9 protein-coding genes and 1 pseudogene are annotated in these 17,761 nt (G+C 37.0%); 5 read left to right on the top strand and 5 right to left on the bottom strand.

Annotated features, from left to right (window positions below):
- Window positions 1-278: 278 nt before the first annotated feature.
- The 4 genes and pseudogenes from IPK35_12615 (at window position 279) to IPK35_12630 (ending at window position 4,823) form a co-directional block, all read left to right on the top strand.
- Window positions 279-2,485, top strand: a pseudogene (locus IPK35_12615) (GH92 family glycosyl hydrolase).
- An 87-nt stretch (window positions 2,486-2,572) separates the two neighbouring features.
- Window positions 2,573-4,132 carry an alpha-L-fucosidase gene (locus tag IPK35_12620; GenBank protein ID MBK8054078.1) on the top strand — a complete coding sequence of 520 codons (1,560 nt, stop codon included), beginning with the start codon at window positions 2,573-2,575 and terminating at the stop codon, window positions 4,130-4,132.
- 146 nt (window positions 4,133-4,278) lie between these two features.
- Window positions 4,279-4,428 (top strand): hypothetical protein, encoded by a 150-nt coding sequence (locus IPK35_12625; protein MBK8054079.1) that lies wholly within the window; start codon window positions 4,279-4,281, stop codon window positions 4,426-4,428.
- Window positions 4,429-4,469: 41 nt separating this feature from the next.
- Window positions 4,470-4,823, top strand: coding sequence for an RNA-binding protein (locus IPK35_12630; GenBank protein ID MBK8054080.1), 354 nt, complete (start codon window positions 4,470-4,472; stop codon window positions 4,821-4,823).
- Between the two features lie 123 nt (window positions 4,824-4,946).
- On the opposite strand, the gene IPK35_12635 is transcribed toward IPK35_12630, so the two are convergent.
- From IPK35_12635 to IPK35_12655, 5 genes are all read right to left on the bottom strand, one after another.
- A complete protein-coding gene (locus IPK35_12635) occupies window positions 4,947-7,136 on the bottom strand; it encodes a glutamine synthetase III (GenBank protein ID MBK8054081.1) in 2,190 nt (729 codons plus the stop codon).
- Window positions 7,137-7,552: 416 nt separating this feature from the next.
- Window positions 7,553-8,017, bottom strand: coding sequence for a RecX family transcriptional regulator (locus IPK35_12640; protein MBK8054082.1), 465 nt, complete (start codon window positions 8,015-8,017; stop codon window positions 7,553-7,555).
- A gap of 328 nt (window positions 8,018-8,345) precedes the next feature.
- On the bottom strand, window positions 8,346-9,896 hold the full coding sequence (locus IPK35_12645; GenBank protein ID MBK8054083.1) for a serine hydrolase: 1,551 nt from the start codon (window positions 9,894-9,896) through the stop codon (window positions 8,346-8,348).
- 325 nt (window positions 9,897-10,221) lie between these two features.
- On the bottom strand, window positions 10,222-10,908 hold the full coding sequence (locus tag IPK35_12650; protein ID MBK8054084.1) for a PorT family protein: 687 nt from the start codon (window positions 10,906-10,908) through the stop codon (window positions 10,222-10,224).
- Between the two features lie 158 nt (window positions 10,909-11,066).
- Window positions 11,067-11,612 (bottom strand): hypothetical protein, encoded by a 546-nt coding sequence (locus tag IPK35_12655; protein MBK8054085.1) that lies wholly within the window; start codon window positions 11,610-11,612, stop codon window positions 11,067-11,069.
- Between the two features lie 283 nt (window positions 11,613-11,895).
- On the opposite strand from IPK35_12655, the gene IPK35_12660 reads away from it, so the two are divergent.
- A complete protein-coding gene (locus IPK35_12660; protein ID MBK8054086.1) occupies window positions 11,896-17,739 on the top strand; it encodes a gliding motility-associated C-terminal domain-containing protein in 5,844 nt (1,947 codons plus the stop codon).
- Window positions 17,740-17,761: the final 22 nt, after the last annotated feature.

Genomic DNA, 17,761 nt, shown 5'->3' on the forward strand with positions numbered 1-17,761 from the left:
AAGAAGGGTTCAGAATCACACACCACCTAAGATGTGTGTAAACGGTAGCTTCTAAGGGAAGGATTTAGGATGGGTAAAAACAAGCAAAAATTACTTTACCTAAACGACATTAGGTTTAATTTCCACATTATTTCAAATATACGTCACCACTAATTCATGTTACTTAAAAAAGCCAGCTGCGAATAAATGTTTTACTTTACTTTTATGTCGTTAAACTTAAATATCTTTATGTTTGCGTTGTTTTCATTACTTTTGTTCTATAAATATAAATCAGTCCTATGTCAAAGTTTATAACACTATGGTCCGTTTTTTTAATGCTTATTGTAGCAGCGTGTACAAGTACATCACCAAAAGTTGTATATTCGGAGAGACTTACAGAATTCGTAGATCCATTCATAGGGACAGCATTTCATGGACATACTTATCCCGGTGCTGCTTATCCTTTTGGGCAAATTCAATTGAGCCCCGATAATGGCACACAGGGTTGGGACTGGTGCTCGGGTTATCATTATTCAGATAGCATTCTGGCTGGTTTCAGTCATCTCCATCTCAGTGGGACGGGCATAGGAGATCTTGCAGATATATCATTTCTACCGGTATCAAGTGATGTGACATTTAAGAAAGGCGAAAAAAACGCTGACTTTGTCTCCCGTTATGCCGGAAAATACAGCCATGACCAGGAAAAAGCTAGCCCTGGATTCTATTCTGTGACATTAAAAAACAGTAATATCAAAGCTGAGTTGACAGTCACTGAAAGAGCCGGATTACACAGGTATACATTTCCGGAGGGCGGAGAGAACAACCTGATCATCAATCTTGGATTTGCCATCAACTGGGATAACCCATACAAAACATCACTTAAAGTGGTAGATAGTACATTGGTCACCGGCACACGTTTGTCCAATGGTTGGGCAAAAGATCAGCATGTATATTTTGCAGCCAGATTCTCAGCTCCTATTGCGAAATCTATGATTGCTACAGTTGGAGGAACTGCCAGGACGGTTGGTGTACTAAAATTCAATCAAAAAAATGTTATGGTCAAAGTAGGTATTTCTTCGGTTAGTGCTGAAAATGCTTTGGCAAATTTAGATTCTTCACTTAATGGGTGGGATTTTGAAGCCACTGTCAATGCAGCCTCTGATGCCTGGGAGAAAGAATTATCAAAAATCAGAATTCAATCAAACGATAATGATCAGAAGACCATTTTTTATACGTCTTTATACCACGCTATGGTGGCACCTTCACTTTTTCAGATTCAAATGGAGAATTCAAAGGGGTAAATGGTGATGTACAAAAGGCAGCAGGATACAATCGATACACTATTTTTTCATTATGGGACACTTATCGGGCTTTACATCCTCTTTTCACATTGACCCAGCAATCGAGAGTCAATGATATGGTAAAATCAATGCTCGATCATTACCGCCAAACAGGACTATTACCGGTATGGGAGCTTGTAGGAAACGAAACCTGGTGCATGGTGGGAAACCATTCAATTTCAGTCATTGCAGAAGCTATCCTAAAAGGAATCGGGGATTTTGATCATGAGTTGGCATACGAAGCGATGAAAGTGACTTCAATGAACAATAGAGATGGAATGGGTTTGTATGATAAACTTGGGTATATGCCGGCAGACTCCATTCAGCAATCAGTAGCAAAGTCAGAAGAAATAGCCATTGACGATTGGGCAGTAGCTGCGGTGGCAAAAAAATTGGGCAAAACCGCAGATGCGGCTTATTTTGCCAAACGAGCATTAAATTACCGAAATTACTTCGATAAGGTGACGGGATTTATGCGCGGCAAACTTGCAAACGGACAATGGACGACACCATTCGACCCTGCTTTTTCTAAACATGAAGGAAGTGATTACACCGAAGGAAATGCATGGCAATATTTATGGCTTGCACCACACGATGTGAGCGGTTTGATAGATTTATTGGGCGGAAAAGAACCCTTTGCTGCAAAACTTGATCAGTTATTTTCTGTAAAAGAAGGCGTTACAGGCGAGGAGGCATCCAGCGATATCTCCGGATTAATCGGTGCTTATGCCCATGGAAACGAACCGGGACATCACACTACTTTCCTTTTCAACTATGCGGGAAAACCTTGGCGTACTCAGGAACTAAACCGCCAGATTCAAACAACAATGTACACAACAGCTCCCGATGGCTTGTGTGGTAATGAAGACTGTGGCCAAATGTCCGCATGGTATATTTTCAGCGCTATGGGTTTCTATCCGGTCAACCCATCCGAACTCACCTATCAATTTGGCTCACCAATAGTACAAGAAGCTAAAATAGAGATCGCTCCTGGAAAATTCTTTACCATGAAAGCGCCATTAGCATCTGTCGAAAACAAATATATCCAGGAAGTAAAATTAAATGGTCAGAATCTGCAACGCCATTTTATCACTCATCAGGAAATTATGGATGGTGGCACACTGGAGTTCACCATGGGACCGAAAGCTAATAAAAGTTTAAACTAAAAGAAAGATCAGCCAAACAATGAAATGATTTGTAATTTGAATATCTTGATCCGATAATTTCCAAAAAAACAAAAATTAAACCAAAGCATGAAAAAATGTGTATACTTCCTCATCCTTCTGTTTGGATCCTTAAATTCGTATAGTCAAAAAGACTTTATGAACGAGTCTCAAAAAGAGAAGGAAATCCGAATGAAATGGTGGCAGGATGCTACTTTCGGAATGTTTATACATTGGGGACTTTATGCAATTCCGGCCGGAGAATACAATGGAAAAGGTGGTGGCGCAGAGTGGATCATGGAGACCCATAAAATTCCGACACCTGAATATGAAAAATTTGCTAGTCAATTTAACCCACAAAAATTCAATGCCTTGGAATGGGTGCAAACAGCCAAAAATGCAGGCATGAAATATATGGTGATTACTTCCAAACATCATGACGGATTTTGTCTCTGGGATAGTAAATACACGGATTATGATGTAATAGATGCAACTCCATTCAAAAGAGATATCATGAAAGAACTTTCTGATGCCTGCAAAAATGAAGGAATTGTATTCGGAATGTATCATTCCATTATGGATTGGCATCATCCGGATGCGAAATCTAAAGATTATCCTCACCAGTCCAAGACGAATCCCGATTTTGACCATTACAGGGAAAATTATCTGAAACCACAATTGAAAGAACTTGTTGAGAATTATGACCCTGCTATTTTATGGTTTGATGGTGAGTGGATACCGGAATGGACTGAAGTCCAGGGAAAAGACTTGTATAATTTCGTAAGAAATCTTAAGCCATCTATAATCATCAACAATCGTGTAGGCAAAGGTCGTGGCGGAATGCAAGGAATGAATAAATATAAAAATGCAGCCGGTGATTTTGGCACTCCAGAGCAAGAAATCCTTGAAGTATTTTCAAAAGAATATTGGGAAAGTTGTATCACATTAAATAATAGTTGGGGCTATAGCAAAGAAGATAAAAAATGGAAATCTCCTCAAACAATTATCAATACTTTGGTAGATATAAGTGCAAAAGGTGGCAATTTACTGCTCAATGTAGGTCCAAAGGCAGACGGCACTATACCTTTGGAAAGTGTACAAAATCTTGAAGAAGTAGGAAAATGGCTGAAAATAAATCATGAAGCTATTTTTAAAACTAATGCTATTCCACACTTTAAAGAAGGAGACGATATAAGATTCACACAAACACAAGACAGCAAGTATGTCTATGCCATAGCAAATAATAACATTACCAATGAATTGGTGATTCAATCTGTTAAACCTCTGAAAGGATCCAAGATAAATCTAATAGGTACTGAAAGGACGCTTGATTGGTCCTGGAGTAAAAAGAAATTAAAAATTCAACTCCCTGAAAACTTACCTTCAAGTCATGGTTTCGCTGTAAAAATAGAAGGAATCAGTGTAGGAAAAGGGTACACAGTGAGTACTTCTCCGGTCGCTGTAAAACACAAGGCAGCTTTATCATCCGTTACCTACACTACCCCACCAAATGATATGTATGGATTGGATAAAAATAATGCATTGACAGATGGGAAATTGGGTACCAAAAAATATGATGATGGGTATTGGTTAGGCTGGTTTGGGCATGATATAGAAGCTGTTGTTGACTTAAAAAAGTTACAGCAGTAAACTACTTTTCTCTTCATTGTCTACAAAGTACGAACGCCTGGATCGTCTATCCCAAATCTTTAACCTGGTGGGGATCAACTGATAACAAAATATGGAACCAAATCCACCATTTTGAAACAAATGCCAGTGCCGGCCATCATGGAGAATTGACCCAATCATTTGAATATAAAACGGAAACCAAAAATAAATATCGTTACATTAAAGTAAAAGCAGCATGTTATGGCACTTTGCCGGATGGTCACCCGGGAGCAGGAAACAAGGCTTGGGTGTTTGCTGATGAGATCATTATAAGATGATCATATCCAAAAAAAATAATCAAAAGCTAATAATTGTAAACATGGAAATATATGTAGGAAGGATTCCATTTAAATGGAAAGAAAAGGATCTCTATGAACTTTTTGAACCTTATGGAAAGTTGACACAGGCTGTCATAATTATTGACAAGATCACACGCCAGAATAAAGGATTTGGATTTGTTACAATAGATGATAACAACTCAGGTATCAGAGCTATAGAAGCCCTGAATAACAAGGAGATTGATGGTAGAAATATCATAGTTTCTATAAGTAATCCAAAAGAAAAAGGATCATCCGGCAATAATGTGAGAACTAAAGGTCGAAATGAAGATAAGACAACTCACCATACAAAACCGGCAAAAAAACTGCCACCATGGCTTAGAAAAGAGTATTGATGAAGAGTAATTGGACAAAATTTCGATCAAAACTTTAGAGTATGTGATGTTCTTCATACACTAAAAAAAGCCCTTCCCCAAATATGGCGAAAGGCTTTTTTATGATCTTAAACTAACAGTATTTTATCTTGTGAAGAGTAATTCTCTGTACTTAGTCAACGGCCAGATTTCATCATCGATCAGGAGTTCCAATTTATCACAGGCATATCTGATGACATCAAAGTAAGGCTTCACTTTGTTACAGTATGCTACTGCCTTTTTATCAGCATGGTCAATTTTGTTTGCAACTTTACGCTCTTCAGTCATTTTTTCTACATTTGAAATGATGGAGCTGATGTGTCCTGAAATTTGCTTTATTAGATTGATTTGTTCAGAAGCATATTGTTCAAAATCCTTACCAAAGATATCTTTCAACCCCTGCACATTTTCTATCAGCTTGTTTTGGTAACTTACCGCTGTAGGGATTACATGATTTCTTGCGATATCACCAAGAATACGACCTTCTATTTGCACTTTTTTAATATATTCTTCAAGTTCAATCTCATACCTTGCTTCCACCTCAATTTTGTTCATGATCTTATGCTTCTCAAATAAATCAAGGGTGTTTTTGTGAACCATCACTTTTAATGCTTCAGGTGTGGTTTTAAAATTGCTCAATCCACGACCTTCAGCTTCCTTGACCCATTCGTCGCTATAGCCATCACCTTCAAACCTTATTTTTTTGGACTCCTTGATCAATTCTCTCAACACATTAAAGATGGCATCATCCTTTTTCATGTTTTTGTTCTCAATCAAGTCATCTACTTGATTTTTAAACTTATACAATTGGTCAGCCACTATAAGGTTCAAAATTGTCATCGCTTTTGCACAATTGGCAGAAGAACCCACGGCACGGAATTCAAACTTATTACCTGTAAAGGCAAATGGAGATGTTCGGTTTCTGTCAGTATTGTCAAGAAGGATTTCCGGAATTTTTCCAACAACGTTTAATTTAAGTTCCGTTTTTTCTTCAGGAGACAAACTTCCGTCTGACACGTTTTCTAGTTCGTCAAGCACCTGGCTCAGGTGTTTTCCGATAAATACTGAAATGATGGCCGGAGGCGCCTCATTTGCTCCTAGACGGTGGTCATTATTGGCAGAAGCTATAGATGCTCTGAGCAGGTCAGCATTATCATGTACTGCTTTTATAGTATTTATAAAAAATGTCAGAAACTGCAAATTGCTTTTAGGTGTTTTGCCCGGACCAAGCAGGTTGACTCCAGTGTCGGTAGCAAGAGACCAATTGTTATGTTTTCCGGATCCATTGACTCCCGCAAATGGCTTTTCATGAAATAACACTTTAAAGTTGTGCCTTCCAGCTACTTTACTCATGATATCCATCAATAATGAATTGTGATCTACGGCAAGATTGGCCTCTTCAAACAAAGGTGCCAGCTCAAATTGGTTTGGAGCGACTTCATTGTGTCGGGTTTTAACCGGTACTCCAAGTTTGATGCACTCTATTTCCAGTTCACGCATATATGCAAGGGCTCTCTCCGGAATTGAACCAAAGTAGTGATCTTCTAATTGTTGACCTTTTGCCGCTTCGTGGCCCAGAAGCAATCTACCGGCCATCATTAAATCAGGGCGTGTAGAAGCAAGTGCACTGTCTACAAGAAAGTACTCCTGTTCCCAACCCAAAGTCGAAATTACTTTATTTACATTCTTATCAAAATATCTGGCTACTTCAGTTGCAGCTTCATCTACTGAATGTAATGCTCTTAACAAAGGAACTTTATTATCCAATGCTTCACCGGTGTAGGATACAAAAATGGTTGGAATACAAAGAGTTGTCCCAATAATAAATGCAGGAGACGTAGGATCCCAGGCAGAATATCCTCGTGCTTCAAAGGTATTTCTGATACCACCATTTGGAAAACTCGATGCATCAGGCTCTTGTTGAACCAACTGACCTCCATCAAATTTGTCTATGGCAGTACCGTCACCTGCAGGTTCAAAAAAAGCGTCGTGTTTTTCAGCAGTACCACCTGTAAGGGGCTGAAACCAGTGAGTGTAATGTGTCGCACCCTTGGAGATTGCCCATGCCTTCATGGCCGAAGCAACATTTTCAGCTACTTTTCTGTCGATTTTTTTACCATGGTTGGTTGCATCGATCACAGCATTATATGCATCCTTCGGCAAAAAATGCTTCAGGCTTGATAAATTAAAAACATTCAATCCATACAATTCTGATCTTCTTGATGCAGGTTCTGTAATTTGAACAGGCTTTCGATCAAGGCTTAACTTTACAGCTTCAAATCTAAGTGTTGACATAATATTAGTTTAAAAATTAAGTGGGTTTAGATTAATATAAATAGTAAATAATTTCAAATGATAAATAATATTCTATCAAAATACCCTGAAAATTTCAGGCACACATTTAAAATATTATATTATTTAACCAGTGCACCCCTAAAATATATAGGGTATTCTAAAATTTAGTGCAAATGTAATTAAATTATATTATTTAAATAGAATTGTACTTAAATATGATTTGTTATCTTCAAATACAAATTATTGAATTTAAAATATTCACAATCAATTATTTATATTGAAATAATTCATTATCTCAAAGCCACAAAAAATAAACAACTTTACAGTATTTTTAGATTTCTAGTAATGTCTTTTACTCATGTAGCTGTAAAAAGAAAAGAAGTGATTGATAATTCATAAAATAGCCTACAAAAATATTAAATCTTTTTAATTACATCTTGAATGATTTCATATTCATAACCCTTCGAAAGTGCAAAGTCAGTAAGTTTTTTTAGTCTGTCAAATTGATTTTTGAAAGTGGCAGATGTAATTTTCTTTTCTATTATTTTTTCCAAAATCTGAATATAATCGTTCTCATCAATTTCCTTAAGTGCTTCATTGATACAGTAATTTGACACTTTTCTGAGTTTTAACTCATGCATGATTTTATTTCTTCCCCAATTTTTCATTCTGAACTTTCCTCTTGCATAAGTCTTTGCAAATCTTTCTTCGTTGAGAAAATCATTGGAAATAAGATCTGCAATAAGCTCTTCAAGTAAATCTCCATAGATTCCATGCTCGATCAGTTTGAATCTAACTTCCTGATGGCATCGTTCTTGTAAAGCACAATACTTTTGAATATTGAGTACAGCCTCATCACGAGACCAATATTGTTTATTCATATTTTAGAGGATGTTTAAATTTTGTTTTTGAATTACAAAATGAGCTTATTTTGAGCGAAAAAAGGCAAATTTTGCATTCCGCCGCTTCTTAAGGGCAATTCGCCTAAAAATTTAACGAATTGGCAGCCAAAATAAGACATTTTATGGCTAAAGGATAAATTTTAAACATAGTCTTACAAAACAAAAAGGCAGATCGGGACCGACCTGCCAACAATTAAGGGTGTTAATATGAATCTGAGCCAAATATAAGCTGATTTATAATAACATTTTAATATCATAGATTATTTTTTTTAAAAAAAAGTCAAAATAAAATTAGTATTGAATGACATCACCTCAATTCTGTCAAGCGGTAATCCTGGATGAGCGGTGGATTTTCAGGGCTAAGCGTAAAATAAACCTGTAAAGAGCCATCGGTACCTTCAATTTTGAATGAACCTCTAAGATTATTTTCCGGGACCAGGTCATGGACTTTTTTGATTTTACCTATTTTCAAATATAGTTCCTGACTTTGGTTTCTCAGTTTTTCTAAAATGAAGTCAGGGAAAAAATTTTCGGCAAAAATCTTAGAATTCTGTGCATTTTTCCAATCTGGTAAAAAGTTCATTAGTTCCAATTTTCTTTGCTGTAGAATTTTTGAGGTATTAAAGTTTCGGGGCTTCAATTCAGCTTGTTTTACTATAGCATCTATGACTTGCATATTGACTCCACTTGTACCAGCGTAAGTTCTGTTAGCAAGTGAGATCACCCCGATGCCATATTCAGGCAAGATCATCCAATGACTCCCGAAACCAGGAAGCCCACCACTATGTCCGATATAAATTTTGTCATCACAATCCTTGGTCCATCTTAATCCATAGCCGTATGCATTGGCTGTGGCGCACTGTCTTCCATCAGGATACTTATAAGCTGGATTAAAATTGCTAAAATTCCAGGGTTTGTGCATTTCCCGAATACTTTGCCTTTTGATTGGTTGCTGATCTTGGTCAGATCTTGGTGGCCATGCCTTAAGATGACAAGCCATATATTGTGCAAATTCATCTATAGATGAGATCATTGAGCCCATCGCTCCCCAAGATCCATTAGGATGATCATGCAGCAGCTGTTCTTCCATATACTTACCATCAAGCCATCTATATCCATGTGCCAGTTGGTCTTTATTGACACGATCATACTCCCAATCTGTTGATGGCATACCAAGAGGAAATAATATATGCTTTTTGATATAGTCCTGATATGGCATCCCCGACACCAGAGTGATGATCCGTCCGAGTAATGCATAACCCAGATTACTGTATTCATATTGGTAATCAGGGATTGTAGAAAAAGAGACTTTATTTTTCAAAAGTTCTGAGAGTTCTTCATCAGAATCCTGTAATTGCCTGTCTCCCCACGGATTGTCTTCAGGAAAGCCGGCACTATGAGTAAGACAATGTCTGATCGAAACCAAAGGCGCATCATTCGTAAGGGTATTTTGCAATTTAAATTCAGGGATATATTTTTCCACGGGATCATCAAGTTGAATTTTTCCTGCTTCTTTTAGATGCATGATGGCCATAGCCGTCACACTCTTACTCATAGAAGCGATTCTGAACATAGATTTTGAAGTAGCAGGTATCTTTTTTAGCACATCGGTGTAACCATAATTACCTGAATGAAACAATCTGCCATCTACCACTATTCCGTACGAAAGCCCCGGATAATTATTTTTAATAGCGATAGCTTTATAAATACTGTCTATTTTTGGTAAAGTCTTTCGTATTTTATTTATACGCGATGAGTCTACAAAATCAGAAAATAAATTTGACTGTCCATTGACTCCATAGCAATTAAACAATAAAATCCCTATACTCAGAATAGGGATATATAAACGTCGAAACATATTTTTATTCATAGAATTTAGTTTGCAAAATATTTTTGATATCAGACATTAATAAAGGGGAATTTAAATTTTAAGGTGTGAGAGGAAGTGATGATATTTTATATAAGTTCTGATATAGATTTCTGGCATTAAGCACCTATTTTAGAATTTATAATATTCAAAGGTACAAAATGATTTTTTACTTTTCAGGCATTAAAATTAAATTATTTTATCATCAATTATGCTCCAATCAAAAAAGCACTTTCTGAATAATGTTTCAGAAAGTGCTTTGATGATGTTTTAGTTTTTAAGTCAAGGATTCTCCCAGCAATTTTGGCCTAAATTACTAGAATACATGGGCATAGCCTGCTGAAACATTGAAGCCCTGATTCTTGATGCGGAGATCCACCAATGGATTATCCAGCATGTTTGTAAATCCTAAATTATATCTTGCATCTGCAAAGAGCTTGCCGTTGCCGGCTTTGATTTCGCCACCGGCTCCCAATACCCCTGAAATCTCCCATCTCTGGTATATATCATTGCTCAGATTTATGTTTACTCTGGGAAGATTGATATCAATCAGTAATGATGCAACGGGTCTCAATTCAGCATTGGCCGCATATGCTACATTGGGACCAGCAATAAAATAAGCTTTAGCCAATTCTGTACCTACACTATACTTGAGCAACATTGGTAATTCAAGATAATTGATCCGTGTCCTTGCTTTTGCACCTAAAGGCATTTCCACACCCAGCACATCGACATCAAAAGATTGTGATACGGTGAAACCCTTCTGAATGTAGTTCAATTCAGGTCTGAAGGAAAGCCCTCCTTTGACAGGAATTTCTGTTACAAACCCAAGAGTGTACCCTGTGAAAGTTGTTTGTTCAGGAGCAAGATTGCCTATCAGGCCGTCAACTCTTGAATCCGCAAAATTAGCACCACCCTTGATACCAACGGAAATTTGTGCATTGATCTGGTAAAAAAACACCATCATAGTGATGATACTGTAAAATCTTTTGTTCTGTTTCATGACTTATTGTTTTTGTTTTCAAAAATGAATTGTTGTAAAATGTTTACAACTATTTACATTTCTAAAACGGAATATAATAAGTCCAAATCGTTAAAAAAACAGTAAAGAAATCAACAGAAAGGTTAAAAAATATTAACTGTTTCTTTATAACCCACGCCCTAAAGTTGCGGACCTCCGTATAAATACAATTCAATGAGGTTTTTTTCAAAATCTTTTACAGCCTTATCTTTGATCAATGATTTATCATATTCGATAATCAAAAGACCTTGCTTATCAACTTCTACATATATCTGATTGTACAACGGATTGGAATCAGAATGCACAGCTTTGAACCTGTCGTCAGGGAATTTTGAAAATTTGGAAATGCCATCCATGCCTGGTATTCCATTTTTTATCAATCCTTCAAACAACGCATCGGAAGTCGCACTCGAATCTTTATTGGGCTCAACAGTTAGATTTATTAGTGGTAAGGGCTTAGGTGTCACATTTTTATAATATGTACAAACTTTTTGCTGCGGCGTGTTAGTTACTGTCTGAAAGATCATATCTATGACAGAAATGCCACATAATTTTGCAACATCAGGTTGTTTGGCCATATCACATGGCAAACTTGATATGTCAAAAAGGATAGGTTGTTGCTTTTGACCTTTTGAACAACCGAAAATAATTACCACAAGGAAGGTCATGTATAAAATTGATCTCATAAAAATGAAAAGTTTTAAAATTAAGGTGCAAAGATAATATTGTATTTCAAAAAAACTGAAAAGGAAAAAATTAAGGTGCAAATTTACTTGAACTCGACCAGTCGCATCTTCATCGCATTTTTTAGATTTATATCAGGATACGTAATAAGAAACTCATTTAAGGTATCAACACAAAACCATGAATTTGGGCATTAATTTGATAAATTTTAATATTTAACATATTAATTATGAAATTGAACCGTTAGTATATTAATTTTATGCCCAAATTATGAATTTAGTTTTTATGGTTTATACAACACGGATTTATTCAATGGTCATGTTTCTCTTAGCTATGATCTGCACTGCAAACGCACAAATCGAACCACCAAAAAACCTGTATCAAGCTGTAAAGGAGAATAACCACTTTATAAAAATTGATTTTAACAAATATTTACTTCAGGCAAAAGGAACTGACAACCGCTCTCCGCTTTTTTTTGATTTGCCTCTTCAAAACGTATCATATCAGATAAAAGCTGTACCAAACTATATAACAGATGCTGAATTCAGACGATTGTACCCTGATATTTATACATATGACTTTACATGTGAAAATGATCAAAATATTAATGGTACAATTACCATTTCAAGCACTGGTGTTTATTTTACAATAAGGCAAAGTGGCAAACTCATAACAATTTATCCTTCAAAAAACCCAACAGACAAAGATTTGCATTATGTAGATTATGGAAAAACGCAAAATAACCCATTGACACCATACTGCGGATCTAACCATATAGATCACAACACAAAAAAACCTTTTTTCAAATCAACGGGAGGATTAAGGTCTGATATTTCCATCGGTGAGCGAAAATACAATTATCGGATGGCAGTGGTTGCAACAGGTGAATTTTATTTAAATAATGGTAATAATGATACAGAAGTTATGACAGCGGTAGTTAATTCTGTAAATAGTCTCAATGCCATCTTTAATAATGAGTTATCCTTTAAATTCACCTTAGGCAACCGTATTCACTTATTTAAAGATCCTGCAGCCGACCCATTTCTTCCCGATATGGCAGGTGGCGTTGATAGAACACAGCAGGCTGGAATTGAGATTCCAAAAGTAATTGACATTAATAGTTTTGATATTGGGCATGTATTCCATACACATAAGCAAGGTGATAACTGGACTACAGGTGGGCTTGCAAATTTTAATTCAGTCTGTTCTTCCACTAAAATTGAAAATCAGTTTGTAAAAGCAAGTGGGTGGAGTGGTAGTTTTAATAATAAAGATGTCTATTGGATCAATCTACTGGCACACGAAGTTGGTCATCAGTTTGGAGCCACACATACTTTCAATGGTTCCGGACAAGAGTGCGATAATACAATCGATTCAGGAACGGCTGTAGAAATTGGCAGCGGTAGCACGATTATGTCTTATTTTGGTGCATGCGAATCAACGCAAAACATACCTTGGGCAGGAGCAGTCGATAACTACTTCCATGCAATCAGTCTCGAGCAGATGTACCGCTATGTATATCAAGGAGCAGGTGGAAATTGCGCAGGTCCTTTGATAAGTCAAAACAAAATACCTCAGGTGGAAGCGAACCCATGTATGGCAACACTAACCATTCCCAAAAGCACTCCTTTTTTCTTGAAAGCCCGAGGTACCTGGACAGATACTGATATACACACTTATAGTTGGGAGCAAATAGACGAAGACGGTTCCGGTATTAAACCTACTCAAGGACAAATTGGGGCTGCTGCAGCCAATTCGCTTAAGTCTCCCCTATTCAGGTCATTTCCTCCTTCTGTCAATTCTTTCAGGTACTTTCCTTCGTTAGATGTTTTAAATTCAGCATCAGGAAGTAGCCCTTTTGAAGTACTGCCTGCAATAGCAAGAGAGCTCAATTTTAATGTTTCGATAAGAGATAACAATCCTGATGGAGGAGCTATCTCCAATGATGATTTAACGATTCAAGTGTCAGCTACAGGACCCTTGCGAATTACTAAACCTGATGGAGGTCAAACACTTACCGCCGGTCAAACAGAATTATTGACATGGAATACTAATGGCAGCAATACCTTATGCAATAAAGCAAGAATAAGAATGTCCACTGATGGTGGTAAAACATTCCCGTTGATCATCGCAGAAAACGTCGTTTATGCTTCAGGGAGTTTTGCATATAATATTCCACAGAATTTTGTGTCCACTACAAATGCTAAAATAATGGTCGAATGTATGGATTATGATTGTTTTACCTTCTTTGATATTTCAGATGCTACATTCAGGATCAATAGTTCTTGTGCTCCAAATGAGAGTATATTGTGTACTACGGATAGTTTGAAAGCTGAAAAAGGAAGTGAAACCCTAAATCTAAATATGCCAGCGATTACGGGACTACAATTAAATTCTCTTTCTAAAACATTAAAAGTCTCCGACCCATTAGGAAATGTTTCGGTATTTACAAATGACTTTAATGCTTGTAAAACTGTATCTACATCGAACTATTTTCAAAAATCAAAAATTGCTGTTACAAAGACGGGGACATACAAATTCAGGATTGATGGCGGAGGCTTTGTATCTATTTTCAGTCCGAATTTTACAGCATCATCAGGTTGTAACGGTTTTGTATCCTCTTCCGCGCGTGAGTCACTTACCCCAGGCATCAATCGTTCATCGACCTGGAGCGTAGATCTGAGATCCTGCACAGATTACGAAGTGGTATTTTATAGTTTTGGCCAATTACCTGTTACAGTTTCATTAATAACAGAATCCGGGCCGGGAATTGTGTTTGAGCCGTCAACAAGTTTGCCTAATGGTTATGAACATGTATTTCTATTAGTAGATAAAGTTTCAGGTAATATCGTTAAAGCAGGTAGTTCTACTGATTTTCGCACGACTCTTCCCGGATCCTACACCTTGTTTTCATCAGTTATCCCAACTTCTGTCAACAACAATACACTTTTAAACCAACAGTATAGTCAGGTCTTGCAAACGGCATGTATCAGTCGCCAGCTCAACAATAGGGATATAACCATTTTGCCCACTTGTGAAATCAAAAACATCATCGCAGGAGCACAGACTGCTTGTGTACCATCCAACAATCTTTATACTCAAACATTAACTCTTACTTATGAAAATCCACCGTCAACAGGTAAGATCAATATCAATGGGCAGCTTTTTGATATCACCACAAGCCCACAGAATGTTATACTTGCTGGTTTGGATTCAGACAGTAAACCAGTGAATATTACTGCTTTTTTTACATCAGAAGAGACTTGTGTTTTAAGAAAACCAAATTTTTTTACTGCTCCGGCGGAATGTTGCCCTATCCCACTTGAACTTGGTCCACCAGTAGTGAGATGTGAGCAAAGTGGCACAGTAAAATTGGAAGCCGGCACAAATCCTAATTTTATATATATTTGGTCTAAAGATGGTCAACTTATCAACTCCAATCAAGGCGGAGTATTGTTTGTGACTTCTACTGGATTGTACGGTGTTCAGGTCAAGCACCCCAATGGATGTAGTAAAAGCGATACTGTCAGAGTTATATTCAATCCACTGCCTCAGGTCACTCTCAGAGATGGTATAAGTTTTTGTGAAAATGAAAAATACATCCTCGAAGCTGTAGTCTCTCCAACAGATACCATCACCTGGTTGAGAAATGATACCATCATACAAGGTGCTACATCAAACAAGCTGGAAATCTCAAAATCCGGTATTTATAAAATTACAGTTAAAAACACTTATGGATGTATAAGTAGGGCAGAAACCACCATTCAAACCATAAAAGCACCCAAACCAGACTTAGGTCCCAATCTGGCCAAATGCGAAGGTGACAATGTTGTATTAAATGCGGGTAACGATGGGATATCGTATCAATGGTACAAAGATAATACATTAGTTACTTCCGGAGCCAATATAAAACAGTATACTGTAACCAACTCAGGTACTTACAAAGTGATAGTAACAAACGTTGCACAATGTATGACTGAAGACCAGGTTAAAATTGACTTCTTTTCAGCACCGGCTATTGAATCTTTTCCACAGACCGTTAATGGTTGTCAGGGGTCTCCGTTATCACTTGAAGCAAAAGTAACAGATTATTTTTCCTTACAATGGTATTATAACAATAATCCCATAGGTGGCACTAACACACTAAAAATACCTGTCAATAATTCCGGAAGTTACAGTATTGAAGCAACAAACCTTGCAGGATGCAGAACCAGAAAGAGTACAAATGTGCTAATCCGCTCATTACCTTCAGTAAATTTGGGTCCTGATATTGTTATTTGTGAAAGGACACCTGTTTTACTTTTTGCAGGTACAGAAGGTATATTATACGAATGGAGTCGGAATGATATTAAGCTGAACAATCCTGAAAATACACTTTCTGTGCTTGAAGGCGGCTTGTACAAGGTGTCTGTCACAAACAATTTCAATTGTCGGGCAGTTGTTCAAAAGAGTATAACATACGTTACAGGGCCACCAGTGAATATAAGTAACGATACTTTTTTCTGTGATGGCTTGAATCATACTATCAAGGTCAGTACGACTGCAACAGATGCAAAATATCAATGGTTTCGCAATACAGAACCAATTTCCGGGAATGGCCCTGAATTGAATGTAACTGAACCGGGAAATTATGAAGCATGGGTAACAGCCGGTAGTCCAGCATGTACCACAATAAAAGGAAGTATCATCACTGTTCATCCAAAACCAGCTTTCAATTTGGGTAATGACCGTGTTTTATGTGATCCTACTGATTTTCCTGTTTTGAATGGTGGGCCTTCAAATACACAATTTCAATGGTCTTTTAATGGCACATCTATAAGTTCAAATCGAACAGTTACAGCTGACAAATCCGGAACATATGCCCTGAAAGTCAAAAATAGTTTTGGGTGTGAAAGGACAGAACAGGTTAAAATTACAATTTCAAGCAATCCGGCTTTATCTTTATCAGGAGATACTATCTTGTGTGAAGGAAATGATTTAACTATCAGCAGTCAAACGAATGGGACAAAATTTATCTGGAGAAGGAATAATATAAATATACCCAATGCTTCTCTAAATACCTATATTGCAACCATGCCGGGCATTTATACATTGGTTAGCGCAAATGATGTGGACTGCCGAACAGAGAAGAACATAAATGTAGTTTCCAGACCAAAGCCCGTAGTAACCTTAGGGTCTGATACCAGTCTGTGCCCCGGATCAACACTAACTTTAAATGCCGGTACACATTCTTCCTTTTTATGGTCAAATGGATATAACGGAGCTACATTGAATATTAATTCGGGAAATCCATCTGCAAACACCATCACCAAGTACATTGTTACTGTTACCAATGAATTTAAATGTTCGAGCAAAGATAGTGTGATAGTAACCCTTATAGCAGCTGTCAAAGCTGACATTATAGCATCTAACAGTACTCTTTGTAAAGGTGATTCTATAACATTAACAGCTTCAGGAGGTCAGAACTTCAAGTGGAGTGAAACCGGAAACAATACTTTAACTACACCTACCCTAGCCAAAACAATAGCAAAACCAACATCTAATACCATATATACCGTTGAAGTTAGTAATAGTGCCTGCCCTTCAATAAAAGATATAAAATCTATCGAAGTTAAATTGTTTGGTACAACACCCGTGGACGCTGGAAGAGATACATGTACCATTTCAGGTCGACAGATAAAGCTTAATGCGTCAGGAGGGGTTAAGTACCAATGGAATAACTCCGGTTCGATCACAGGTCCTACTGATATTCCTAACCCAACTATAGTAATTTCTGACGATACTCGTTATTTGGTTACCATCACCGACTCCAATGGCTGCAAATATGTGGATTCTGTGAAAATATGTATAAAAGCTGCGGAAGTAAAAGCAATTACTGCAATTACTCCTAATAATGACGGGAAAAATGATGAATTGGTTTTTCCCGGACTTGAAGTTTTTCCAGGAAACAAACTGACCATTTTCAATCGATGGGGAACTGTGATATTTGAAGCAAAAGACTATCAGATCAATGGTATTCTTTTTAAGGGAGAGAGAAACGGTGAAAGACTTCCTGCGGACACCTACTATTATATATTACAATATGATAAAAAAATAATAAAGAGTGCTTTACTCATTCTTTGGGATTAGAGTATGTTTAAATTTTTATGTT

The sequence above is a fragment of the Saprospiraceae bacterium genome (assembly GCA_016713025.1).
GTDB lineage: Bacteria > Bacteroidota > Bacteroidia > Chitinophagales > Saprospiraceae > OLB9.